General features: G+C 48.6%; 23 protein-coding genes. 18 read left to right on the top strand and 5 right to left on the bottom strand.

What is annotated here, in order from left to right; all coding sequences use genetic code 11:
• The first annotated feature begins 1 nt into the window (after window position 1).
• From ACESZH_RS07430 to ACESZH_RS07360, 15 genes are all read left to right on the top strand, one after another.
• Entirely contained in the window at window positions 2–529 is a 528-nt protein-coding gene (locus ACESZH_RS07430) for a bifunctional adenosylcobinamide kinase/adenosylcobinamide-phosphate guanylyltransferase (protein ID WP_373213906.1), read from the top strand.
• Window positions 526–1302, top strand: a complete 777-nt coding sequence (gene cobS, locus ACESZH_RS07425) for an adenosylcobinamide-GDP ribazoletransferase (RefSeq protein WP_373213905.1) — start codon at window positions 526–528, stop codon at window positions 1300–1302. Before ACESZH_RS07430 ends, cobS begins: the two co-directional genes overlap by 4 nt.
• Before the next feature lies 1 nt (window position 1303).
• Window positions 1304–1684: a bifunctional adenosylcobinamide kinase/adenosylcobinamide-phosphate guanylyltransferase gene (locus tag ACESZH_RS07420; RefSeq protein ID WP_373213904.1), complete on the top strand. Its 381-nt coding sequence runs from the start codon at window positions 1304–1306 to the stop codon at window positions 1682–1684.
• Complete coding sequence (locus ACESZH_RS07415) at window positions 1677–2276, top strand: histidine phosphatase family protein (RefSeq protein WP_373213902.1); 600 nt, start codon at window positions 1677–1679, stop codon at window positions 2274–2276. The genes ACESZH_RS07420 and ACESZH_RS07415 overlap by 8 nt, the downstream gene beginning before the upstream one ends.
• 336 nt (window positions 2277–2612) lie before the next feature.
• Entirely contained in the window at window positions 2613–3950 is a 1338-nt protein-coding gene (gene ssnA / locus ACESZH_RS07410; protein WP_373213900.1) for a putative aminohydrolase SsnA, read from the top strand.
• A 22-nt stretch (window positions 3951–3972) separates the two neighbouring features.
• Window positions 3973–6969: a putative selenate reductase subunit YgfK gene (gene ygfK / locus ACESZH_RS07405; RefSeq protein ID WP_373213898.1), complete on the top strand. Its 2997-nt coding sequence runs from the start codon at window positions 3973–3975 to the stop codon at window positions 6967–6969.
• 65 nt (window positions 6970–7034) lie between these two features.
• Entirely contained in the window at window positions 7035–9596 is a 2562-nt protein-coding gene (gene xdh, locus ACESZH_RS07400; RefSeq protein ID WP_373213896.1) for a selenium-dependent xanthine dehydrogenase, read from the top strand.
• Window positions 9597–9770: 174 nt separating this feature from the next.
• Window positions 9771–12044 carry a xanthine dehydrogenase subunit XdhA gene (xdhA, locus tag ACESZH_RS07395; RefSeq protein ID WP_373213893.1) on the top strand — a complete coding sequence of 758 codons (2274 nt, stop codon included), beginning with the start codon at window positions 9771–9773 and terminating at the stop codon, window positions 12042–12044.
• A 17-nt stretch (window positions 12045–12061) separates the two neighbouring features.
• Window positions 12062–12946 carry a xanthine dehydrogenase subunit XdhB gene (gene xdhB, locus ACESZH_RS07390; RefSeq protein WP_373213891.1) on the top strand — a complete coding sequence of 295 codons (885 nt, stop codon included), beginning with the start codon at window positions 12062–12064 and terminating at the stop codon, window positions 12944–12946.
• Complete coding sequence (xdhC, locus tag ACESZH_RS07385; RefSeq protein ID WP_373213889.1) at window positions 12943–13428, top strand: xanthine dehydrogenase subunit XdhC; 486 nt, start codon at window positions 12943–12945, stop codon at window positions 13426–13428. Before xdhB ends, xdhC begins: the two co-directional genes overlap by 4 nt.
• A gap of 1 nt (window position 13429) precedes the next feature.
• Complete coding sequence (gene yqeB / locus ACESZH_RS07380; protein ID WP_373213887.1) at window positions 13430–14242, top strand: selenium-dependent molybdenum cofactor biosynthesis protein YqeB; 813 nt, start codon at window positions 13430–13432, stop codon at window positions 14240–14242.
• 24 nt (window positions 14243–14266) lie between these two features.
• Window positions 14267–14983, top strand: a complete 717-nt coding sequence (gene yqeC / locus ACESZH_RS07375) for a selenium cofactor biosynthesis protein YqeC (protein ID WP_373213886.1) — start codon at window positions 14267–14269, stop codon at window positions 14981–14983.
• Between the two features lie 17 nt (window positions 14984–15000).
• The gene (locus ACESZH_RS07370) at window positions 15001–15573 is read left to right on the top strand and encodes an NTP transferase domain-containing protein (protein WP_373213884.1); all 573 of its coding nucleotides are present in this window, start codon (window positions 15001–15003) and stop codon (window positions 15571–15573) included.
• A gap of 114 nt (window positions 15574–15687) precedes the next feature.
• Entirely contained in the window at window positions 15688–15987 is a 300-nt protein-coding gene (locus ACESZH_RS07365; RefSeq protein ID WP_373213882.1) for a BMC domain-containing protein, read from the top strand.
• 15 nt (window positions 15988–16002) lie between these two features.
• On the top strand, window positions 16003–16296 hold the full coding sequence (locus ACESZH_RS07360; RefSeq protein WP_373213880.1) for a BMC domain-containing protein: 294 nt from the start codon (window positions 16003–16005) through the stop codon (window positions 16294–16296).
• A gap of 65 nt (window positions 16297–16361) precedes the next feature.
• On the opposite strand, the gene arcC is transcribed toward ACESZH_RS07360, so the two are convergent.
• The 4 genes from arcC to dpaL form a co-directional block, all read right to left on the bottom strand.
• On the bottom strand, window positions 16362–17306 hold the full coding sequence (gene arcC, locus ACESZH_RS07355; RefSeq protein ID WP_373213878.1) for a carbamate kinase: 945 nt from the start codon (window positions 17304–17306) through the stop codon (window positions 16362–16364).
• 92 nt (window positions 17307–17398) lie between these two features.
• Window positions 17399–18592, bottom strand: a complete 1194-nt coding sequence (gene ygeW / locus ACESZH_RS07350) for a knotted carbamoyltransferase YgeW (RefSeq protein WP_373213875.1) — start codon at window positions 18590–18592, stop codon at window positions 17399–17401.
• A gap of 29 nt (window positions 18593–18621) precedes the next feature.
• Entirely contained in the window at window positions 18622–19932 is a 1311-nt protein-coding gene (locus ACESZH_RS07345; protein WP_373213873.1) for a YgeY family selenium metabolism-linked hydrolase, read from the bottom strand.
• Window positions 19933–19971: 39 nt separating this feature from the next.
• On the bottom strand, window positions 19972–21201 hold the full coding sequence (gene dpaL / locus ACESZH_RS07340) for a diaminopropionate ammonia-lyase (RefSeq protein ID WP_373213871.1): 1230 nt from the start codon (window positions 21199–21201) through the stop codon (window positions 19972–19974).
• Between the two features lie 202 nt (window positions 21202–21403).
• On the opposite strand from dpaL, the gene ACESZH_RS07335 reads away from it, so the two are divergent.
• Window positions 21404–22648 carry a DUF1015 domain-containing protein gene (locus tag ACESZH_RS07335; protein ID WP_373213869.1) on the top strand — a complete coding sequence of 415 codons (1245 nt, stop codon included), beginning with the start codon at window positions 21404–21406 and terminating at the stop codon, window positions 22646–22648.
• A gap of 44 nt (window positions 22649–22692) precedes the next feature.
• Here the strand turns inward: ACESZH_RS07335 and ACESZH_RS07330 are convergent, their stop codons facing one another.
• Window positions 22693–23214 carry a hypothetical protein gene (locus tag ACESZH_RS07330; RefSeq protein ID WP_373213867.1) on the bottom strand — a complete coding sequence of 174 codons (522 nt, stop codon included), beginning with the start codon at window positions 23212–23214 and terminating at the stop codon, window positions 22693–22695.
• Window positions 23215–23412: 198 nt separating this feature from the next.
• Here ACESZH_RS07330 and ACESZH_RS07325 point away from each other — a divergent pair, with 198 nt between their 5' ends.
• On the top strand, window positions 23413–23604 hold the full coding sequence (locus ACESZH_RS07325) for a hypothetical protein (RefSeq protein WP_373213864.1): 192 nt from the start codon (window positions 23413–23415) through the stop codon (window positions 23602–23604).
• 166 nt (window positions 23605–23770) lie between these two features.
• The gene (nadA, locus tag ACESZH_RS07320) at window positions 23771–24679 is read left to right on the top strand and encodes a quinolinate synthase NadA (RefSeq protein WP_373219875.1); all 909 of its coding nucleotides are present in this window, start codon (window positions 23771–23773) and stop codon (window positions 24677–24679) included.
• Window positions 24680–24696 lie beyond the last annotated feature (17 nt).

The following is a 24696-nucleotide window of genomic DNA, read 5'->3' as shown; positions in this document are numbered from 1 at the left end:
TATGATGATTTTGGTGACAGGCGGAAGCGGAAGCGGGAAATCTGCGTACGCGGAAGACCGGGTTGTTTCTCTGGGGGACGGACGCAGGATCTATATTGCCACCATGCACCCCTATGATGAAGAAAGCATGAGAAGGGTGAAACGTCACAGACTGCTGCGCTCAGGAAAGGGTTTTGAGACGGTGGAGCGTTATACGAATCTGGGAGGACTTCTCCTTCCGCAGGACAGTATTGTGCTTTTGGAGTGTATGTCAAATCTTGTTGCAAACGAAATGTATCAGGAGGATGGTGCCCATGAAAAAACTGTGAGCGAAGTTTTCCGTGGTGTGCGGGAGCTTTCGGAACAGGTCCGCCATCTGGTGATCGTGACGAATGAAATCTTTTCCGAGGCTGCCTGCTATCAGGGTGATACGGTCCGTTACCAGGAATATTTGGGAAAGATCAACCAGCTTTTGGCGCTTTTTGCGGATGAAGTGGTGGAAGTGGTTTATGGAATTCCTGTCTGGCATAAAGGAGGGCGGATATCATGAAAAGCCTTTGGAACAATTTCAAGGTAGCATTTGCCATGTATTCCAAGATTCCCATGCCAAGAGCCGACTGGACAAAGGAAAACATGAAGTATACCTTCTGCTTTTTCCCGTTTATCGGCACTGTCATCGGAGCGTTGACCCTTCTTGCAGGTTATGCGGGAATGCGCTTTTCTCTGGATCACAGCTTTGTGGCAGTGATTTTGGTGGTGATTCCTGTTTTTATCACAGGGGGAATCCATGTGGATGGGCTTCTGGACACCTCTGATGCCATGAGTTCCTGGCAGGAAAGGAGCAGGCGACTGGAGATCCTGAAGGATTCCAATGCAGGCGCCTTTGCTGTGATCACATCCTGCGTTTACTTTTTGTGCTGGTACGGCGCTTACAGCCAGATGTGGGAGAATAAAACGGCACTTTCTTTGATGGCCGTGGGATTTATGGTTTCCCGGTGCTTTTCCGGAATCAGTGTAGTGACCTTTCCAAAAGCGAGAAAGGATGGTACGGTAGCAGAGTTTTCCAAAAAGGCCCAGGATGTCATAGTGCGTAATGTTTTGATCATTTATCTGGTGCTGCTTTTGGCACTTATGATATGGATTCAGCCCTTGATGGGCATTCTCGCCTTTGGGGGAGCTGTGCTGGTATTTGTTTATTATCATCATATGGCAATGAAATATTTTGGCGGGATAACAGGGGATCTGGCTGGCTTTTTCCTTTGCTTATGCGAGGTTGGCATGGCGCTGATCCTGGCTGTTGCATCCGCGTTTATAGGAGTATAGTATGGAAATGATCATCGGAGGAGCCTTTCAGGGAAAAGGCGATTATGCAAAAACAGAACATCCGGATATTACCTGGCAGCAGGGAGAAGATCTGGACGAGGCAGGAGTTCTTCAGGCAGAGGGGATCATGAATTTCCAGGAGTTTATCCGCAGGGAATTAAAAGCCGGTCACGATATTACGGGGCTGGCAGAAAAAATCATGAAAGACAATCCGGAAGTAATTCTGGTATGCCAGGAGGTTGGATACGGTGTGGTACCTGTGGATGCTTTTGACAGGGCTTTTCGTGAAGCTGTGGGGCGTATCTGCACAAAGCTGGCAGCCGGCAGCAGGAAAGTGACCCGTGTTGTCTGCGGAATCGGGACGGTGATCAAGGGTGCTTAAGGTATGGCTGATCCGCCACGGACAGACGGAGGGAAATAAGGTATCACGTTACATAGGAAGGACAGACGAGCCTTTGTGCAGGGAAGGCAGGGAGGCATTGAAAAAGCTTTCCTATCCCGAACCGGAGGCTGTTTATGTAAGTCCACTCGTCCGGTGTACAGAGACGGCTCAGATCCTGTTTCCGGGTAAACGGCTCAATATTGTTGAGGAACTGTCGGAATGTGATTTCGGGGATTTTGAGAACAAAAATTATATGGAGCTTTCCGATAATCCGGATTATCAGGAATGGGTGGACTCCGGGGGAACACTGCCCTTTCCGGGAGGAGAGAGCAGGGAAGGGTTTAAAAAGCGCAGTCTTATGGGCTTTCAGAAGGCAGTATCGGGGTGCATAAGAAAAAGCAATTCCCGGGCAGCGCTTGTTGTCCATGGAGGAACGATCATGAACATTATGGAGGAGTATGCGGACACAAAACGCACCTTTTATGAATGGCATGTAAAAAACGGAGAGGGCTTTGAGGTGGAGATAGACGAGTATCTCTGGCAAAAAGGAAAGTGCGGATTTCGGGTAATCAGTACCCTGCCGGCAAAATAAGATATACTACAGGCTTTTGATCAAAGAAAGAAACTGAGAAAAGGAACGAAGCAGTTCATGGATACACAGACTGCGGCGTTCCTTTTTGGTTGCTTGCGTTTTCCAGGCAGAAACTTTTTTCAGTAATATACGACAAATACAGGAAGCCTTTTTTGTTAGGAATTTCAGGCAAAAAAAACTTGACTACAAAAATTTTGTAAATACCAAAATATTTTTTAGTTTTCTATTGAAATTACTTAGGACTTATGATACATTGATAGTATAAAATATCTAAAGGCGGGCTAGGTTTTTGCCCGAGATTCAGTTATTTTTAACAGGCAAAAGGAGGGAAACCATATGCTGATTATTGGAAACGGAAGAATGATTACAAGGGACGCATCCAACGCATTTCTGGAGAACGGAGCAGTTGCAATGGATGGTAACACCATAGTGATGGTGGGGGTAACTGATGAAATAAAGAAAGCATATCCGGATGCAGAGTTTGTGGATGCCAGGGGCGGGCTGATCATGCCTGCGTTTATCAACACCCATGAGCATATCTACAGCTCCTTTGCCAGAGGTTTAAGCATCAAAGGTTATAATCCTCAGGGCTTCCTGGATATCCTGGACGGACAGTGGTGGACTATTGACCGCCATCTGACACTGGAGCAGACAAAGCTTTCTGCATACGCAACCTACATTGATTCCATCCGCAACGGTGTAACTACTGTATTTGATCACCATGCAAGCTTTGGACATATCACAGGCTCCTTAAGCGCTATTGAAGAGGCTGCAAAGGACCTGGGAATCCGTACCTGCCTCTGCTATGAGATCTCTGACCGTGACGGAATGGATAAATCCAGGGAATCCGTAATGGAAAATGTGAACTTTATCAAACATGCCCTGGCAGATGACACCGGTATGATCGCGGCAATGATGGGTATGCACGCTTCCTTTACTATCTCAGATGAGACAATGGAGCTGTGCAATGAGTTAAAACCGGAGGGAGTAGGATATCATATTCATGTAGCGGAAGGAATTTATGACCTTCACCAGTGCCTAAAGGAGCATCATAAGCGCATTGTAGACCGTCTCTATGACTGGAATATCCTGGGACCGAAAACCCTTCTGGGACACTGCATCTATATCAACGAGCATGAGATGGACCTGATCAAAGAAACAGATACCATGGTGGTACATAATCCGGAATCCAATATGGGAAATGCCTGCGGATGTCCTCCAACCATGGCACTTGTCCATAAGGGTATTGTGACCGGACTTGGAACAGACGGCTATACCCACGATATGCTGGAATCCTGGAAGGTGGCAAACATCCTCCACAAGCACCACCTCTGCGATCCTAATGCAGCCTGGGGAGAGGTACCGCAGATGCTCTTTGAGAACAATGCCGTGATCGCAAACCGCTATTTTGACAAGCCGTTGGGCGTATTAAAGCCAGGTGCATCTGCGGATGTGATCGTAATGGACTATAATCCTCTTACACCTATGAGGGCGGACAATGTAAACGGTCATCTCCTGTTTGGCACTACCGGACGGGATGTAGTGACCACGGTGTGCAACGGAAAGGTTCTGATGAAGGACAGAGAGGTTCTTGTATGCGACGTTGACAAGATCATGGCAGACTGCCGTCAGTCCGCAAAAGAGTTGGCAGATGACATTAATCTGGGAAAATAAGAGATTTTGGGAGGTTAGTATTATGAGCGATATTATGACCTGTATGCCATTTGGTCAGTTGATGGATTGGGTCCTGGAGGAAAAAAGGACAAAGGGGACCCTGTTTGGTCTTCACAGAGCCTATGGCGCAGAAAACGACAAAGCGATGGAGATTTTCGGGCGGAAGCTGGAAACTCCTGTGGGACCGGCAGCAGGGCCCCATACGCAGCTTGCACAGAACATTATTGCATCCTACTATGCAGGCGCAAGATTTTTTGAACTGAAGACGGTACAGAAAATGGACGGAGCGGAGCTTTCCGCCTGTGTGAATAAGCCGTGTATTCTGGCAGAAGATGAAGCCTATAACTGCGAATGGTCCACAGAGCTTACGGTGCCGGATGCGATGGGCGAATATATTAAGGCATGGTTTGTGCTTCATGTGATTTCGAAGGAATTCGGTCTTGGCGCTGCTGACGGCTTCCAGTTCAACATTTCCGTGGGATATGATCTGGCGGGAATCAAAGAGGATAAGGTAAATAACTTCATCGACGGTATGATGGAGGCAAAGGATACAGAAGTTTTTAAAGAATGCAGACAGTGGCTGCTGGACAATGCCGATAAATTAGAGAAGGTAACCGCGGAGGATATTATGGCAATCCCGTCTGATATCTGTAATTCAGCGACCATTTCCACCCTGCACGGATGTCCGCCGAATGAGATCGAGAGCATTGCTACGTATCTGTATAAAGAAAAGCACCTGAACACTTTTATCAAGTGCAACCCAACGCTTCTGGGATATGAGTTTGCCAGAAAGACAATGGATGACATGGGATACAGTTATATGGTATTCGGTGATTTCCATTTCCGCGATGACCTGCAGTATGAGGATGCTATTCCCATGTTCCGCCGTCTGATGGCTTTGGCTGATGAGCTGGGCCTTGCCTTTGGTGTAAAGATCACCAATACCTTCCCGGTTGATGTGACGAGAAACGAGCTTCCAAGCGAAGAGATGTATATGTCAGGAAAAGCACTGTTCCCATTGTCCATTTCTATGGCTGCCAAGCTTTCCCGGGAATTTGACGGAAAGCTGCGTATCGCATATTCCGGCGGAGCGGATTATTACAATATTGACAGGATCGTAGGCTGCGGTGTATGGCCTGTGACCGTTGCTACCACGCTGTTAAAACCGGGTGGATACCAGAGATTTACCCAGATGGCAGAACGTGTAATGGCGGATGGTGTAAAGAAATGGGACGGCATTGATGTGGAGGCACTGGAAAAGCTGGCTGCTGATGCAAAAACAGATTCCCATCATGTGAAAAACATCAAACCGCTGCCAAACAGAAAGAGTGAAAAAGAGGTTCCGCTTCTGGACTGTTTCTATGCACCATGTATGGAGGGATGCCCTATTCACCAGGATATTCCCCAGTATGTGGCTTTGGCAGGAGATGGAAAATACGGGGATGCGCTCCGTGTAATCCTGGAAAAGAATGCGCTTCCCTTTATCACAGGAACCCTGTGTGCGCATAACTGTATGACAAAATGTACCCGTAATTTCTATGAGAAGCCTGTAAACATCAGAGGAACGAAATTAACGGCGGCTGAAAATGGTTATGATCAGGTGATCGGGGAAGTAAAGGCCGGTACCCAGATTGGAAAAAAGGTTGCTGTTATAGGCGGCGGCCCGGCAGGAATTGCTTCCGCTTATTTCCTGGCAAGAGCCGGAGCTTCTGTCACGATCTTTGAAAAAGAGGAAAGACTGGGCGGCGTGATCCGGTATGTGATCCCGGGCTTCCGTATTAAAGAGGATTCCATTGACAAAGATATTTCCTTTATTGAAAAAATGGGTGTGGAGATCTGTACCGGAATGGAGATCACCTCAGTTGCAGATGTAAAAGCACAGGGCTATGATGCCGTGATCGTGGCTGTGGGAGCAAACAAACCGGGAACCCTAAAGCTTGAGAAGGGAGAGACAGTCAATGCTCTGAAATTCCTGAGAGATTTCAAGGAGACAGACGGCAAGCTTGATCTTGGAAAGAACGTTGTTGTCATTGGCGGCGGAAACACTGCTATGGATACGGCAAGAGCTGCAAAGCGTACCCAGGGAGTGGAGCATGTATATCTGGTGTACAGAAGAACAAAACGTTACATGCCTGCAGCAGAGGATGAACTTCTGGAGGTTCTGGAGGATGGAGTGGAATTTACGGAGCTTCTTTCCCCGGTAAGCCTGGAAAACGGCAGCCTTCTATGCAGAAAAATGGAGCTTGGAGCGATGGATGCTTCCGGACGCGCAGGTGTTACGGAAACCTCTGAGACCGTGGAGGTTCCGGCAGATACCGTGATCGTAGCAGTAGGAGAAAAGGTTCCAACTGATTTCTATGAGGCAAACGGAATCGCAGTAAATGAGAGAGGCAAGGCAAAGCTCAACGATAAGACACTGGAAACAAGTGTGTCCGGCGTTTACCTGGCAGGAGACGGTGCAAGGGGAGCTGCCACCATTGTGGAAGCGATCCGGGATGCACAGCTTGCGGTAAAGGATATTCTGAAAGCGGAAATCGTAAAGGATCAGGCTGTCAGCGGCTCTGAAGAGGAGTGCTTTGCAAAGAAGGGAATCCTGGCAGAGAGCAGCGAGACTGAAACAGAAGCCGAAAGATGCCTGACCTGTAATGCTGTCTGTGAGAATTGTGTGGATGTCTGTCCGAACCGTGCCAACATTTCCATCAAGGTTCCGGGCATGGCAATGAACCAGATCATTCATGTGGATTATATGTGTAACGAGTGCGGCAACTGCAAGAGCTTCTGCCCATATGCAAGCGCACCTTACAAGGATAAATTCACTCTGTTTGCAAATGAAGCGGATATGGAAAACAGCAGCAATGACGGTTTTGCTGTAGTAAACAGGGAAACAAAGGAATGCAAAGTACGCTTCCTGGGAAAGATTACAGACTGTAAGGCGGATGACCCGGCGGATAAGCTTTATGAGGGACTTCGCCGTCTGATGTGTGCTGTGATCGATGATTACGGATATTTGATTCCTTAAAGCATTTTTGGAATGCCGCCTTGGATTATGGGGCGGCATTCCTGCAATAGACTTTGGAGGTGGCTATGTTCACTTTTTATGTAAATGGTAAAGAATATCAGGAAGAAAAAGACGGAAAGCTTCTGCCCTTTCTCCGTGATGTGTGCGGCCTGAAATCCGTTAAGGACGGCTGCAGCGAGGGAGCCTGCGGTACCTGTCATGTACTGATAGACGGAAAGGCGACCAAAGCCTGTGTACCGAAACTCTCCAAATTGGAGGGAAAGCATATCCTGACGGTGGAAGGACTGGACGAGAAAGAAAAAGAGATCTTTGTCCGTGCCTTCGGGGAGGCAGGAGCCGTACAGTGCGGCTTCTGCATTCCCGGCATGGTGATTTCTGCAAAGGGGCTTCTGGATAAAAATCCGGAGCCCACGAGAGCGGATGCCGCCGATGCCATTAAGAATAATATCTGCCGCTGTACAGGATACAAAAAAATCATAGACGGAATTCTTCTGGCAGCAAAATATAAAAGAGAAGGTCTGCCGGAAGAAAAGGAATACGGCTGGAAGGTGGGAGAGCGTGTCCCCAGAGTAGATGTAAGGGAAAAGGTACTTGGCACAGGGCAGTACCCGGATGACGTGGAAGTGGAGGGTATGATCTACGGAAGCGCATTGAGAGCCCAATATCCCCGCGCCAGGGTAAAAGCCATCCACACAGAAGCTGCAAAGGCACTACCGGGAGTGGTGGCGGTGTTCACGGCTGAGGATATCCCGGGCAGCGTAAAAACAGGTCATTTGAAGCAGGATTGGGATGCACTGGTTCCGGTGGGACACCTGGTACATTATCTGGGAGATTCTGTGGCTCTTGTAGCTGCGGAAACAAAGGAAATCCTGGAGGAGGCAAAGAAGTTGATCCAGGTGGAATACGAGGAGCTTCCCATGGTCCGCGATCCTTATGAAGCAATGGAGGAAAACGCGCCTAAGGTCCACGATTCCGAAAAGGATAACCTGTTGGCACACTGGCATGTACACAGAGGAAATGCAGACGAGGCTATCAAGAATTCGAAATATGTGATCAGCGACAAATTCCACACACCATGGACAGAACATGCCTTTCTGGAGCCGGAGTGCGCAGTTGCCATGCCGGACGGCGAGGACGGCGTGCTGGTGTATTCCACTGACCAGGGCGTGTATGACACCCAGCACGAATGTATGGCGCTTCTGGGGCTTCCTGCTGAGAAGGTAAAGGTGCGGAACAAACTTGTGGGCGGCGGCTTTGGCGGTAAGGAGGACGTGACAGTCCAGCATCATGCGGCCATGATCGCCTATCTGACAAAACGACCTGTAAAGGTAAAGCTTACGCGCGCGGAAAGTCTTCTCATTCATCCCAAACGTCACCCCATGGATATGGAGTTTACCCTGGGATGTGATGAAAACGGAATCATACAGGGCGTAAAAGCAACAGTCATTGCCGACACGGGGGCGTATGCTTCTCTGGGCGGTCCGGTGCTGCAGCGCGCCTGCACCCATGCTTCAGGTCCCTATAATTACCAGAATTTTGATATTGACGGAAAAGCTTATTACACAAATAATCCTCCGGCAGGAGCCTTCCGGGGCTTTGGGGTGACTCAGACCTGCTTTGCCATTGAAATGCTTCTCACGAAAATGGCAGGGATTGTGGGAATATCACCCTGGGAGATCCGTTACCGCAATGCCATCCGTCCCGGACAGGAGCTGCCTAATGGACAGCTTGTGGACGACTCTACAGGTCTTGCGGAAACGCTGGAGGCAGTGAAAGATATTTATGAGAGCAGTCCCTATGCGGGAATCGCCTGTGCCATGAAAAATGCCGGTGTGGGCGTAGGTCTGCCGGACTGGGGTCGCTGCCGCCTGTATGTAAAGGACGGCAGGGTGGAGATCCATTCCGGTGCATCCTGTATCGGGCAGGGGCTTGGCACGGTTCTGGTGCAGACCGTGGCACAGGAGCTTGGGCTTGCCAGAAGCCAGATCTTCTATGATGCCTCAAACACCTGGAACGCACCGGATTCCGGCACAACGTCCGGTTCCAGGCAGACGCTGGTAACAGGAGAAGCCTGCAGGAGAGCCTGTGAAAAGATGAAAGAGGACTTGGAAGGACATACCCTTTCGGAGCTGGAAGGAAGGGAGTACACTGGAGAATATCTGGCAAAGACGGATGCAATGGGATCTGAGGTGAAAAATCCGGTTTCCCATGTGGCTTACGGCTATGCCACCCAGGTGTGCATCCTGAATGAGGACGGCACAGTGGCAAAAATTGCAGCGGCTCACGATGTGGGAAAGGCGGTAAATCCGCTGTCCGTAGAGGGACAGATCGAGGGCGGAGTAGTCATGTCCTACGGTTTTGCCCTGACTGAAAAATATCCAATTAAAGATTGCAAACCAACCGCAAAATATGGTACACTGGGATTACCAAAAGCAAACAAAATTCCTGAAGTAGAGAGCATTATCGTGGAAAAGGAAGGACTGAAGGTAGCAGGCGGAGCCATTGGTATCGGAGAGATCACCTCCATTCCTACCGCACCTGCCATCGCAGGCGCTTATTACAGACTGGATGGAAATTTCCGGACATCACTTCCGCTTGAGAATACTCCCTATGAGAAAAAGAAATAAATTCTGCCCGGTGCCATCGGACAGATAGAAAGTAGCATGGTTCGGAGCCGGACGAAAGTTCTGAGGGGAACACGAGATTCCTTAGGATTCGTCCGGCCCTTTTTTATTATAAGGAATTTGAGGAGTCTTTGCTGTATAAAATATAAAAAATTTAATTAAAAGAAGGTGAAGCAGATGATTGGAAAGAGTGTTCCAAGAGTGGATGCTTATGAGAAGGTGACAGGCAGGGCAAAATTTACGGACGACCTCATTTTGAATAAGTGTCTTGTGGCAAAGGTGTTTCATGCGACCATCGGAAACGGTATCGTAAAATCGATTGACACCAGTGAAGCCGAAGCTTTGGACGGCGTAGTAAAAGTGGTGACTTTTAAGGACGTACCGAATCATTGCTATCCCACACCGGGGCATCCCTGGTCTGTGGAGCAGGCTCATCAGGATGTGGCGGACAGAAATCTCCTGACAGGAAGAGTCCGCTATTATGGAGACGACATTGCGGCAGTGGTAGCGGAGGATGAAGTGACAGCCTCAAGAGCGCTGCGGCTGATTAAGGTGGAATATGAAGAATATCCGGTGGAGATTCATCCCAGGAAATCTATGAGGGGAAGCGAACATCCCATCCATCTGGACAAAAAAGACAATGTGCTGGCGCGGTCCAATTTCTTTATCGGGGATGTTGACAAAGGGCTTGAGGAATCCTCCACTGTGGTAAAAAGAAGCTATAAGACATCCATTGTACAGCACTGCCATATTGAAAACAATATTTCCTATGCCTATATGGAAAAGGGCAGGATCGTGGTGGTATCCTCCACGCAGATTCCCCACATTGTAAGGCGTGTGGTTGGTCAGGCACTGGGAATCCCATGGGGACAGGTGCGGGTGATCAAGCCATACGTGGGTGGCGGCTTCGGAAACAAACAGGAGGTGCTCTATGAGCCTTTAAACGCCTTCCTTACTACTTTAGTAGGCGGGCGGCCTGTAAAGATCGAACTGACCCGCGAGGAAACCTTCTGCAATACGCGAACAAGACATTCCATAGAATATGATCTGACAGCAGGCGTGGATTCGGAAGGCCATCTGCTGGCAAAGGAAATGCGGGCATACTCAAATCAGGGTGCTTATGCCTCCCACGGTCATGCCATTGCTGCAAACGGACTGACCTCCTGGCGGCTGCAGTACGCCTGCCCCAATATCCGCGGGGAAGCATATACGGTGTATACAAACTGCCCCACAGCGGGAGCCATGCGCGCTTACGGCATTCCTCAGGCTGCCTTTGCAGGGGAATGTTTTATGGATGACGTTGCCGTGGAAATCGGCATGGACCCTCTGGAATTCCGCAGAAAAAATCTGATCCGGGGCTATTACCAGGATGCTTATTTAAAGCCTATTGCCGCCAATACAAACGGCATTTTCCAGTGCCTTGACAAAGGCGCGGAATACATTCGCTGGGAGGAAAAGCGAAAAGCCTATCAAAATCAATCAGGATACATCCGCCGCGGCGTGGGAATGGCTCTGTTTTCCTACAAGACAGGTGTCTGGCCCATTTCCCTGGAAATCGCCGGTGCAAGGCTCAGTCTGAATCAGGACGGCAGTGTGCAGCTTCAGGTGGGCGCTACGGAGATCGGTCAGGGGGCTGACACGGTATTTTCACAGATGGCAGCAGAAACGTTACATATGAATATTTCTGATGTTCACATCTGCTCCATGCAGGATACGGATGTTACACCTTTTGATACAGGTGCTTATGCGTCCCGCCAGTCCTTTGTCACCGGGACAGCGGTAAAGGAATGCGCTGAGCTTTTAAGACAAAAGATTCTGGATTACGCCAAAACCTTGATGCCGGAAGAGGAGAGGAAACTGGAGCTTGATCATGGATGGATCACCGCAGAGGGCAGACAGGTTATGTCCCTGGAGCAGCTTGCCATGGAAAGCTATTACAGCTTGAGCAATTCCTCCGTCCTTACGGCAGAGGTGTCAAAACAGGTGAAAAAAAATACCATTGCCACTGGATGCTGTTTCGCAGATGTAGAAGTTGATATGAAGCTTGGAAAGATTAAGGTTCTGGATATCATCAATGTCCACGACAGTGGAACACTTTTGAATCCCCAGCTTGCACAGATGCAGGTTCACGGAGGGATGTCCATGGGTATGGGATACGGGCTTTCGGAACAGCTTCTGCTGGATGAAAAGACAGGACGCCCCTTAAACGGAACCCTTCTGGATTACAAGCTGATGACCACCATGGACACGCCGGACCTGAATACAGATTTTGTGGAGCTGGATGATCCCATGGGACCTTATGGAAATAAGGCACTGGGTGAGCCCCCGGCTATTCCCGGGGCACCGGCAATCCGAAATGCGGTTTTGAATGCTACAGGTATTGCTTTTAGCGAGATTCCGCTGACGCCGCAAAGACTTGTGGCAGCCTTCAGCCAGGCGGGGCTGATTTAGAAAGGGGGGATTTCGTAATGTATGATATTGAAAATTATTATAATGCCGAAAATATTAAGGAAGCAGTCACGCTTTTAAAGGAGCATCCTGATGCAAGGATCATTTCAGGAGGAAGCGATGTGCTGATTAAGATCCGGGAAGGAAAAATGGCGGGAACCTCCCTTGTCTGCATCCGGGATATCAAAGAGATAAAGGGAGTAAATCTTATGGAGTCCGGAGATATTTATATCGGAGCGGGGACGACTTTTTCCAGTATCACAAATGACCCGGTAATAAAGGAGCATATTCCTGTTCTGGGTGAAGCGGTAGATCAGGTTGGCGGCCCCCAGGTTCGCAACATAGGAACCATCGGTGGAAACGTATGTAACGGCGCTGTCAGTGCAGACAGCGCGCCCGCGCTTTTTTCCCTGAATGCCATGCTGCGCATCGCAGACGGAACAGGAGGCAGAATGGTGCCCATCCAGGATTTTTACCTGGGCCCGGGCAGGGTGGACCTCCATCAGGGTGATGTGCTGACCCATATTGTGATTCCGGGAAAGGAGTATCAGGGTTATCAGGGACATTATATTAAATACGCCATGAGAAATGCCATGGATATTGCCACCTTAAGCTGCTGCGCTGTAAGCCGGATCGACAGGGAAAAGATGGTTCTGGAGGATGTGCGGATTACCTTTGGCGTTGCGGCTCCGGTTCCCTGCCGCTGTACGGAAACCGAGCAGGCATTGAAGGGAATGAAGGTAGGAGAAGAGCTGTACAGCAAGGCGGAAGAGCTTGTCCGTCAGGAGATTCATCCAAGAGATTCCTGGAGAGCATCCCGGGACTTCCGTATCCAGATAGGAGGAGAAATTGCAAAGAGGGCGCTGATGCGCAGTATTGAACTTGCAGGAGGTGCCGGAAAATGAAAAAGGACATGAGACTGGTACAATGTACCGTAAACGGGAAAGAAATTGCAGAGTATGTAGATGTGAGGGAATCCCTTCTTGATATGCTGAGAAACCGTCTGGGGCTTACTTCTGTGAAAAAAGGATGTGAGGTGGGAGAGTGCGGCGCCTGTACGGTGATCATAGATGGGGAGACCATTGATTCCTGTATTTACCTTGCGGTATGGGCAGAGGGGAAAAACATCCGGACTCTTGAAGGACTGGAAAAAAACGGAGAGCTTACAAGGATTCAGGAAGCTTTTATTGAGGAAGGAGCCATTCAGTGCGGCTTCTGTACGCCGGGCTTTGTCATGTCAGCTACTGTGCTTTTAGAGCGGGGAGAAAAGCTGACCCGCGATGCCATCCGTAAGCATATGGCAGGAAATCTGTGCCGCTGCACAGGATATGAGAACATAATCAATGCAGTGGAGAAGGTAAATAAGGAAAATGGATTCGGAGAATAACATGAAAGAGAACTTTGTGATCGTCCGGGGCGGCGGAGACCTTGCCAGTGCAGTGATCCACAGGCTGTATCGCTGCGGCTACCGGGTTCTGATCCTGGAGAGCGATGCCCCCAGTGCCATTCGGCGTATGGTTTCCTTCTGTGAGGCGGTGTATGATGGAGAAGCCTTTGTGGAAGGTGTGCTCTGTCAGAGAATCGAAAAGGCAGAAGACTGTGAGCAGGTTTGGAAGGCAAAGGAGATTCCTCTTTTGGTAGACCCGGAGGGCAAATGTCTTTCTGCATTGCGGGAAACAGGGAGGCTTTCTGCTCTTATTGATGCGATTATTGCAAAACGTAACATCGGAACATCGCGGGAGATGGCGCCCCTTACCATTGGACTTGGACCGGGCTTTCAGGCGGGGGAAGATGTAGACTTTGTGGTGGAAACCATGAGGGGACACGATCTTGGCAGGATCATTGAGGAAGGCTTTGCCATACCAAATACCGGAATTCCCGGTGTTGTAGGCGGGGTCAGTAAAGAACGGGTGATCCATTCCCCGGCAGCAGGTATCATCAAAAATAAGGCGAAGATTGCTGATTTGGTGGAGAAGGGACAGATTATAGCCTATGTAGGGGAAACACCTGTAGAAGCCACGATTACGGGCGTTCTGCGAGGGATTATCAGGGATGGATACTCTGTCTGGAAGGGAATGAAAATTGCGGATATCGACCCGCGTAAGGAAGAAAAAAAGAATTGCTTTACCATTTCCGACAAGGCGCGGTGTATTGCCGGAAGCGTAGTGGAAATTCTGATGAATCAGGGTGTCATGCCCTGAGTAAGGATAAAGGAGGGATGCCTTGTGAGACATCCGGAATACTTTTTGGATTTGTTGGAACTGGATATTGAGAAATACCCGGTAATTGCAGTAGTAGGGGGAGGCGGCAAAACAAGCCTGATCTATCGGCTGAATGAGGAACTGCTTTCCATGGGAAAAAGGGTGATCATCACCACTACCACTCATATGGTTTATGAACCGGAGAGGCCTTTTGCAAGAGGCGGAGAGGAAGGGGAAGTGAAGGAGCTTCTGGAGCGCTACGGATACGCTGCAGCAGCGGAGCTTGATGAAGAGCAGGGAAAGATCACATCTCTTTCCCAGGAGAAACTTCTGAGATTGAAAGAGCTTTGTGATGTAATGCTGATTGAGGCTGACGGATCCCGCCAGAAGCCGCTGAAGGTCCCGGCGGAGTGGGAGCCTGTGATTCCGTCCTTTGCCAATGTAGTGATCAGCGTGGTGGGTCTGGATTGTCTGGGAAAGCCTATCTGTGAAACGACACACAGAATGGAGAGAACCTCGGAGTTTTTGAAAAAGAGAATGGATGCGCCTGTGACAGAGGAAGATATTGTCAAGATCGCATCCTCAATCCACGGATTATTTAAAAATGTGGAAGGCAGGGTGTACCGCGTTTATCTGAACAAGTCGGATACTCTGAAAAGCAGGGAACCGGCAGAAAAAATCGTGGAGGAGCTTCTGGAGGAGGGAACTGTAGCTGCCTACGGAAGCCTGATACTTCCGTGATAGAGCAGGTATAGTATATGAAAATAGCAGTGATCATGCTGGCAGCTGGAAGCAGCAGCCGTTTTGGGAGCAACAAATTGTTATACGGAATCCAGGGGCAGCCGATGTATGCCCATACCCTGGAAATGCTGGCCGGACTTGAGGAAACAGAGCTTACCGTGGTTACCAGGCAGGAGTACAGACAGATTGCGGAGGCAGCAGAGAAAGCCGGAGCAAGGGTGTTGTATAATCCAAAGCCGGAAGAGGGAATCGCCTCCTCCATGAAGATTGGTCTGAAGGCCAATCTTCAGGCAGATGCCTGCCTTTTTGCCGTATCAGACCAGCCCTGGATGAAACGGGATACCGTGGAGCAGCTTATCCGGCTTTATCGAAGCTCGGGAAAAGGAATGGCATGTGTTTCCTTTCAGGGAAAGACAGGAAATCCCTGTATATTTTCCGGAAAATACTATGAGGAGCTTCTGGCTCTTGACGGAGACAAAGGTGGAAAGCGTGTGATGGATGCACACAGGGAGGATGCTGCATTTCTCAGTGTGGAAAATGAGCAGGAGCTGACCGATATAGACAGGCGTCAGGACGCTAAGCGACAGTGACATGAAAATATACGATTTTCCTTGTATTTTGGCGGAAAAACAGGTATACTGAAAGAAATAATGGCAGTAATGGTATCGTTACCATACAGGCTGATAAAAGCATGGAGGGTATTTATGGCTGAGAATTATGACGGCATGGCAGTAGGTGTTTTTGAACTGGACAACCTGGTTGCCTGCTTTGTAGCACTTGACGCTGCGTCTAAAGCAGCAAATGTAAAAATCCAGAGCGTAGAGCGTAACCGTCTGAAAAGCGGTGCCTGCGTTAAGATGCGCGGCTCTGTTTCCGATGTGAACGCTGCTATGGAGGTTGCATTGAATGCAGCGAAAACATTGGGCAAGGTCGTGTCCCATACTGTGATTGCGTCTCCGACTGCCGATACGGAAGTCGCATTGAAGATGACGATCAACAAATAGAAGGAGGGTACGGCGATGACATATGGAGCAGTGGGATTAGTAGAAGTTCTGGGAAGCAGCAATGCAGTTACGGTTGTTGATAAAATGCTGAAAACATCAGATGTGGAATTCAACACCTGGAATACAAAATGCGGCGGACATACGACCGTATTTTTAAGCGGGGATGTAGCGGCTGTAACAGCAGCAGTAGAGGCCGTAAAAGAGAATCCGCCATGCGAGGTGATTGCGGCTGCAGTGATTTCCAATCCATCTCAGGAAACAGCACGGCTGATCGAAGAGGATGCGGCAAAACATCATTTTGGTAAATAAAATTTAAAGGGATTTGTACAGGCAACATAGGCGGTCTGTACAAATCCCTTTTATCATAGGAGATATTACAAGTGAATCTTTGTTCCGGTCTTTCCCTGGATTCCATCCTTGGCTTTTTCCAGAAGGGTGATCATGGCAGTGCGCCCTGCACCGGAGCCGGCGAAATCAACGGCTGCCTGAACCTTGGGAAGCATGGAGCCTGGTGCGAACTGTCCTTCGGCAATATATTTCTTTGCATCGGAAACCGTCAGGTCATCCAGCCATTTCTCATTTTCTTTTCCAAAGTTTACCGCAACTTTTTCCACAGCAGTTAGGATGATCAGCATATCCGCGTCAAGCTGTTTTGCCAGCAGGCAGCTTGCAAAATCCTTATCAATGACAGCGGAAGCACCTTTCAGGTGATCGTTATCCAGGATAACGGGAATGCCGCCGCCTCCGCAGCAGATGACGATCTTATTGGCATCTACAAGGCTGTTAATGGCATCCTGCTCCACGATCTCCACGGGCTTGGGAGAAGCAACCACCCGGCGGTAACCGCGTCCTGCATCCTCCTTCATAATATGGCCATAAGCCTGTGCCTGATGGTCAGCCTCTTCTTTGGTGAGAAACTTTCCGATAGGCTTGCTGGGATTGGAAAAAGCCGGGTCGTCCGGGTCCACACGAACCTGAGTGACAACGGTAACAACAGGAGTTCTCATAAAGCCGCGTTTTCTCAGTTCCTCGCGAAGGGCATTCTGAAGGTCGTATCCGATATATGCCTGGCTCATAGCCACACAGACGGAGAGAGGGGTATTGGGCTGATTGGCATCCTCGCGGGAGAGAGCGGACATGGCATTGTTGATCATGCCCACCTGAGGTCCGTTTCCGTGAACGACCACGATCTGATGTCCCTCCTCAATGAGGTCGCAGAGAGCCCTGGCTGTGGTTTTGACGGCTGTCATCTGCTCGGGAAGCGTGTTGCCCAGAGCATTGCCGCCAAGTGCGATTACGATTCTTTTTCTCTTATACATAAAAACCTCCCAATAAACATTGCAGAAAAAGGTCGGGGCCGCATGGTGCAGCCCCGTTTGTTGATATTTTGCCTGAAAGAATCTGCTCCGGATTATGCTAAAATTCTGGGAGCTGCCTTAACCTCAAGCTTTTTCAGGATGTCCTGCGGATTTTCAAATTTGGAAAGCAGGATCATAGCTGCAATTACATATGGCTTGAAGCTGGCTTCTTTGTAAAGCGGGATTCTGTAACGGTCAAATACGCTTGCATCAACTTCACCTGTCTCACAGCTTACGCCGGAGATATCTGCCGGCAGGCAGTGAAGGTAAAGCGCTTTTCCGTCCTTTGTAGTCTTCATAAGCTCCTCAGTGCAAGCCCAGTCCTTGTGCTCTGCGTTCTGTGCGAGCAGCTCTTTTTCCAGTTTGTCGATGCCGTCGAAGTCGCCTTCTCCGTAGAGGTTGGTACGTTTTTCCATAGCAGCAAACGGAGCCCAGCTTTTTGGATAAACGATATCTGCGTCTTTGAAGGCTTCCTCCATGCTGTTTGTTTTTGTAAAGGAACCGCCGGTAGCTTCAGCGTTCTTTTTCGCAATCTCTTCGATCTCAGGCATTACATCGTAGCCTTCCGGATGAGCCAGCACAACGTCCATGCCGAAACGTGTCATCAGACCGATCACACCCTGGGGAACGGAAAGCGGTTTTCCGTAGGAAGGAGAGTATGCCCAGGTCATGGCAAGCTTTTTGCCCTTCAGGTTTTCTACTCCGCCGAATTCGTGGATAATATGCAGCATATCAGCCATACACTGGGTAGGATGATCTACGTCACACTGCAGGTTTACAAGAGTGGGGCGCTGCTCCAGAATGCCGTCTTTATTTCCCTCTGTTACGGCATCCATAAACTCCTTCTGGTAAGCATGGCCTTTGCCGATGTACATGTCATCACGGATACCGATCACGTCTGCCATAAAGGAAACCATGTTTGCAGTCTCACGAACCGTTTCGCCGTGTGCGATCTGGGATTTTTTCTCATCCAGGTCCTGGACCTCAAGACCAAGAAGGTTACAAGCGGAGGCGAAGGAGAAACGGGTACGGGTGGAGTTGTCACGGAAGATGGAAATGCCAAGGCCGCTTTCAAATACCTTTGTGGAGATATTGTTTTCTCTCATAAAGCGCAGTGCGTCTGCAACAGTAAAGACAGCTTCCAGCTCATCATCTGTTTTGTCCCAGGTCCAGAAGAAATCGTTGTTGTACATTTCCTTAAAGTTTAAGCTGTTCAGTTTGTCGATGTAATCCTGTAATGTTTTCATAATATATTCTCCTTATATTTAGTAGATTATTATTTACAGTAAGCAGTAGGAAGGGCTGCATAAACAGCGGCGCATCTTACCAGATCATCCTTCCAGGTCTTTTCATTTGGAGCGTGTGCCTGAGCCTCAGCTCCGGGACCAAAGCCGATGCAGGGGATATTGTTGCGGCCCATGATGGAAACGCCGTTTGTGGAGAAGGTCCACTTGTCGGTGAGCGGACGAGCCTTTCGCATAGCCTCTGTCTCAGCATTACCCATGCGCTCCTCGCCGTACAGTCCTTTGTATGCCTCCTCGAGAGCAGCAGTAACCTTGTGGTCCTTCGGGATTACCCATGTTGGGAAGTAGCACTCGATTGGATAAACCAGCTCAGTCCAGGAAGGACGGGAGTATTCATACATGGAAACCTTAACGTCATCGCCGTATTTCTTTACTGCAGGAAGGGCACGGATCTCGTCCAGGCAGCTTTCCCAGGTCTCACCTGCCGTCATGCGGCGGTCAAGAGATACGGAGCAGGAATCTGCTACAGCGCAGCGGCTCGGTGAGGTAAAGAAGATCTCGGAGGTAGTAACCGTACCGCGTCCAAGGAAGCGTGCCTCTTCCCATTCCGGATTATATTTCTCGTCCAGCATTTTAACAAGACCCTTGATTTCTGTATCATCGGCTGCGTCATTTTCATTTAATGCACGGACATCCTGAAGAATGTCAGCCATTTTATAGATGGCATTGTCACCGCGCTCCGGTGCGGAGCCGTGGCAGGAAACACCCTTTACGTCTATACGGATTTCCATACGTCCGCGCTGTCCGCGGTAGATTCCGCCGTCAGTGGGCTCTGTGGAAACAACGAACTCCGGACGAACCTTATCTTCGTTGATGATATACTGCCAGCACAGACCGTCACAGTCCTCCTCCTGAACGGTACCGGTAACAAGAACCTGATATTTGTCATTTAAAAGACCAAGGTCCTTCATGATCTTTGCACCGTATACAGCAGATACGATACCGCCCATCTGATCAGAGGTTCCGCGGCCGCCGATCTCTGTTTCTGTCTCAAAGCCCTCGTATGGATCAAAATTCCAGTTGTTGATATTGCCGATACCGACGGTATCAATGTGAGCATCAAAGCCGATCAGGGTTTTGCCGCTGCCCATGTAGCCAAGGACATTTCCCATTGGATCAATCTCCACCTTATCAAAGCCGACTTTTTCCATTTCTTCCTTGATGCGCATGATGTGTCCCTTTTCTGTGCAGCTTTCGCCCGGGATGCGTACCAGGTCACGCAGAAAGCTGGTCATAGCTGCTTCATAACCCTTTGCTGCCTCGTTGATTTTGTTATAATCCATAATAACTGTCCTCCTATATCATCATTGATCATGTATTATTTACTTGCTTAAAGATTCATTTGTTCCGTAAAGGCCATCCCAAAGAATTTCGCGGTAGCGTACCGGATCCGTATCTCCCTCAGTGGAGATCACAAGGATGGTAGAATTCTCATCCAGCTTCAGGGCTTCTTTTAAATCTGCGGCATCCTCATCGTGCAGAGCCGTATATGCGAGGCCAAGAGGTACGGAGCCTGATTCGCCGGATACGATATGCGGGTCGTCGCCAAGAGGATTGGCGTAAATCCTGGTTGCCTTTGCGCTCATCCAGTCGGGGCAGGATGCAAATACGGTTACGTGGTTTTTCAAAATATCCCAGCCAATGGTATTTCCCTCGCCGCAGGCAAGGCCAGCCATAATGGTCTGTAAATCCCCGGCAACATTTACAAGGCTTCCGGTTTTCTCTACAGCAGAGCGGTAGAGGCAGTCAGCAGCGCTTGCTTCGCAGACAACCATGACCGGAGGATTATCCTTATATTTATCAGCGAAATATCCCACAACAGCACCTGCCAGGGAGCCTACGCCTGCCTGAACAAATACATGGGTAGGACGGTCTACGCCGTCTTCCTTTAACTGCTTGTCAGCTTCCAGAACCAGAGTTCCGTAACCCTGCATGATCCAGGATGGAATCTCCTCATATCCGTCCCATGCAGTATCCTGTACGATAATGCCGTGTTCAGTCTGGGCGGCTTCTGCGGCAGCCATTCTCACACAATCATCGTAATTTACTTCTTCAATGGTAACCGTGGCGCCTTCTTTTGCAATATTGTCGAAGCGTGTTTTCGTAGTGCCCTTTGGCATTCTTACAACAGCCTTCTGTCCAAGACGGTTTGCAGCCCAGGCTACACCGCGTCCGTGGTTTCCGTCCGTTGCGGTAAAGAATGTTGCCTGACCGAATTCTTCTCTTAATTGCTCAGAGGAGAGAACATTATAAGGCAGCTCGCTTATATCACGGCCCAGCTCCTTGGCAATATAGCGTCCCATTGCATAGGAACCACCCAGAACCTTAAATGCGTTCAGACCGAAGCGGTAGGATTCATCCTTGCAGTAAATGTTTTTTACGCCCAGATACTCTGCCAGTGCGGAAAGCTTCTGCAGCGGTGTGATAGTGTACTGGGGGAAACTTTTGTGAAACTCATTTGCTTTTACTACGTTTTCTTCGGACATCAGGTCCAGATAGGCATCATCGGATTTGGGGACCTGGTTTACGGTCCATTTCAGCCCTTCTGTCATAATATAACCTCCCTTAATGCTGTGTTTGCAAGTACTCTTTTCTCTTATATTAGTATCATACCATAAATATACGAATTTGCAATAGAAAAATACAAAAATTTTTAGGTTTTTCAAAAAATATTTAGGCTGGTTGCCAGAGCACAGTTTCTATGATAAGATATAGTTGTTTTTGTGTGTAAAAATGAGAGAGGAGACAGATACCATGGCGGTATTTCGGACATTTAAAGCACTTCGCCCTGCTCCGGAGAAAGCGGCGCGTGTGGCTGCGCTTCCCTACGATGTGGTGAGCAGAGAGGAGGCAAAACTGATCGGAGATGAGAACAGCGATTCCTTTCTGCATGTGGACAGGGCAGAGATGGATCTGCCGCAGGAGACAGACTTATATGACTCAGTTGTCTATGAGAAGGCAAGGGAGAACCTTTTGCGAATGGAAGAGGACGGCACTTTTATCCAGGATAAGAAAAGCTGTTATTACATATATGAGCTGGTGAGAAAGGGAAAAACCCAAACTGGAATCGTGGGCTGTGCATCTATTGATGATTATCTGAACAATGTAGTGAAGAAGCATGAGCTGACACGGGAGGATAAGGAGCTGGACAGGATCCATCACGTGGATGTGTGCGATGCCAATACAGGCCCCATTTATCTGGCGTGCCGCTATACACAGGAGCTTACGGATGTGATCGGGCAGTGGAAAGCAGCTCATGCGCCGGTTTATGATTTTGCCAATGAGGATGAGATTATCCATCGTGTCTGGGTGATTGACGGTGAAGCTGAGATTTTGACCATTGGAGAAGAGTTTAGAAAGATTTCTTCGATATACATTGCAGACGGTCATCACAGAGCAGCTTCTGCGGTGAAGGTAGGCTTAAAGAGGCGACAGGAGAATCCGGGCTACACAGGTGAGGAAGAGTTCAATTATTTTTTATCAGTAGTATTTCCCTGTGAACAGTTGACGATCCTGCCTTACAACCGTGTGGTGCGGGATCTGAACGGTCTTACGGAGAAAGCCTTTTTAGGAAGCCTGAAGTTTAATTTTGAGCTGATGGCAATGCCCGGTTTTCCATGTAAGCCAGTTGAAAAGCATTGTATGGGAATGTATCTGGATGGCTGCTGGTATCATCTGAAAGCATGGCCGGATATTTATCAAAAGAAAGACATTGTGGGGCAGCTTGATGTGGAAATCCTTCAGGATCGGGTGCTGTCTCCGGTGCTTGGCATAAAGGATCCAAGAACCGATGACAGGATCCGGTTTGTAGGCGGCAGCCATAGGCTTTCAGAACTGGCAGATATGGCGGGGGAGGCAGGCGTGGCATTTGCAATGTATCCCACCTCCATGGAGGAGCTGATGGGGATTGCAGACGAGGGCAAGCTGATGCCTCCGAAGTCAACCTGGTTCGAACCGAAGCTGCGAAGCGGGTTATTCATTCATAAGCTTTCGGACTAAAATAAAGCGGCAGATTCCCGGAAAAAGGGGTCTGCCGCAATTTTTTAAAGCTCTACGATATGCCCTGTTTCCTGATCATAACGGCAATATTTACCGTTTCCTGAGATAAAGGGCTGATAGGAATTGTTTTTTACATCTTTGATATATACGATTCCGGTGGCGATCATGCGTACCAGTGAGAAGCGCTCACTTAAAGATGAGATCCACTCATAAGTCTTGTTCCGTGAGGAGTCAGCCATGATCAGATTATAGCCGTCCTCGCAGGCATTCAGAGTAAAATAGACCTTTTCCTTTTTGCCCGGGGCAGCAAATACCTGGCTCTCAATGTAGGAAGAAAAATTTTTCTTTACAAAATCATGAAAGGAAGCGGAGGTGTAAGTGACACCTGATACTTCATCCATGATTTTATCTCCGCGGTCCAGCCGCGTCTTAATGACCTTTAAAACCTCAACGGTCCAGTTAATAAATGAAATGCTGCTGTAGCTCATGCTCTCAAGAAGCTGGTCGATCAATTTCCTGGAAAGTACACTGGAACGTACTGCCTCGTCATATAATTCCTGATTCATAACATCCTCCCATGTTATTCATAAATTTCAGCACCAAACCATACGGATTCTGATATCCTTATTATAAGTCCGCCGGGATGGAAATACAATGAAAAAAATAGGATAAAAAGAAAACAGGGTGGAATATTGAGCTAAAATCCTGTAAAGTAAGGGAGAAAAACATAAATGAGTTAAGAAAACAGAAAGGGGAAGAGTGACATGGAAATCCAGGAGGAATTTATATCCGGTTTTTGCCGGACATGCAACGGAACACAGACCGTGTGCTGCGAATACGAGGAACAGGATGGGAAGAGAGTCCTGTCTTTTATGGACTGTGCACATAGTTCCTGCATTCATCATGGTGCATGCGAAATCTATAAGGAAGCCCATCGCCTTGAAATGCAGGAATAGAGCAGTATTTATCGCAGTCCGGACCAATTGTATAATTTACAGTACAATTCAACAACTGTCTTGTCACTTGTAATCACTTGCTGTATAATATGACAAAATTAAACACCCGCAGTAAATTGGCGGGGAATCAAGTGAATTTTCCAGAAGAATAAGGGAGGAAATACAAGTGAACCAGATTTATGAGGAGATCCAGGAATTGAAGCGTGAGCATAACGCGGTAATCCTGGCTCATTATTATGTACCGGAGGAAGTGCAGAAATGCGCAGATTATATAGGAGATTCTTTTTATTTAAGTAAAATAGCCACAACCCTGGACGCATCCACCATTGTATTTGCTGGTGTGACCTTTATGGGAGAAAGTGCAAAAATCCTCAATCCCGAAAAAAACGTTTTGCTGCCCATGCCGGAGGCCGATTGTTCCATGGCACATATGGCATCTGCTGCCAAAATAAAGGAAATGCGGGAAAAATATGAGGATCTGGCAGTTGTCTGTTATATCAATTCCACAGCAGAGCTGAAATCACTCTCTGATATCTGTGTAACCTCTGCAAATGCTGTGAAAATCGTAAAGAGCCTTCCAAATCATAATATCTATTTCATTCCTGACGGCAATCTGGGTTCCTATGTTGCAGAGCAAGTTCCGGAGAAAAATGTAATACCGGGAGAGGGCTACTGCTATGTACATAAAGAGGTTACAAAGGAGTCCATTGAAGCGGTAAAGAAGCTTCATCCCGAAGCGGAAGTTCTGGTACATCCGGAATGCAGGGCGGAAATCCTGGCAGTTTCCGATTTTATCGGAAGCACCTCTGCGATCATCAATTATGCAACGGAAAGTCCTAAAAAAGAGTTCATTATCGGAACAGAAAACGGCGTGTTCTATAAATTAAAAGAGGCAAACCCGGATAAAAGCTTCTACCCGGTTGCAGGTGGACAGACTTGTGCCAGCATGAAGGAAGTTACCCTGGAGAGAGTACGGGATTGTCTGAAAAATCATACCGGAGAAGTATTTGTGGACAGCAAAGTACAGGAAGCCTGCCTTATTCCGCTGGCAAGGATGCTGGAAGCAGGAAAGTAAAGAGATTGGTGGGCGTA

Origin of the sequence: Ruminococcus sp. 5_1_39BFAA, assembly GCF_964240875.1 — a bacterium.
GTDB lineage: Bacteria > Bacillota > Clostridia > Lachnospirales > Lachnospiraceae > Blautia_A.
This window is presented reverse-complemented; position numbering and strand designations above follow the sequence as displayed.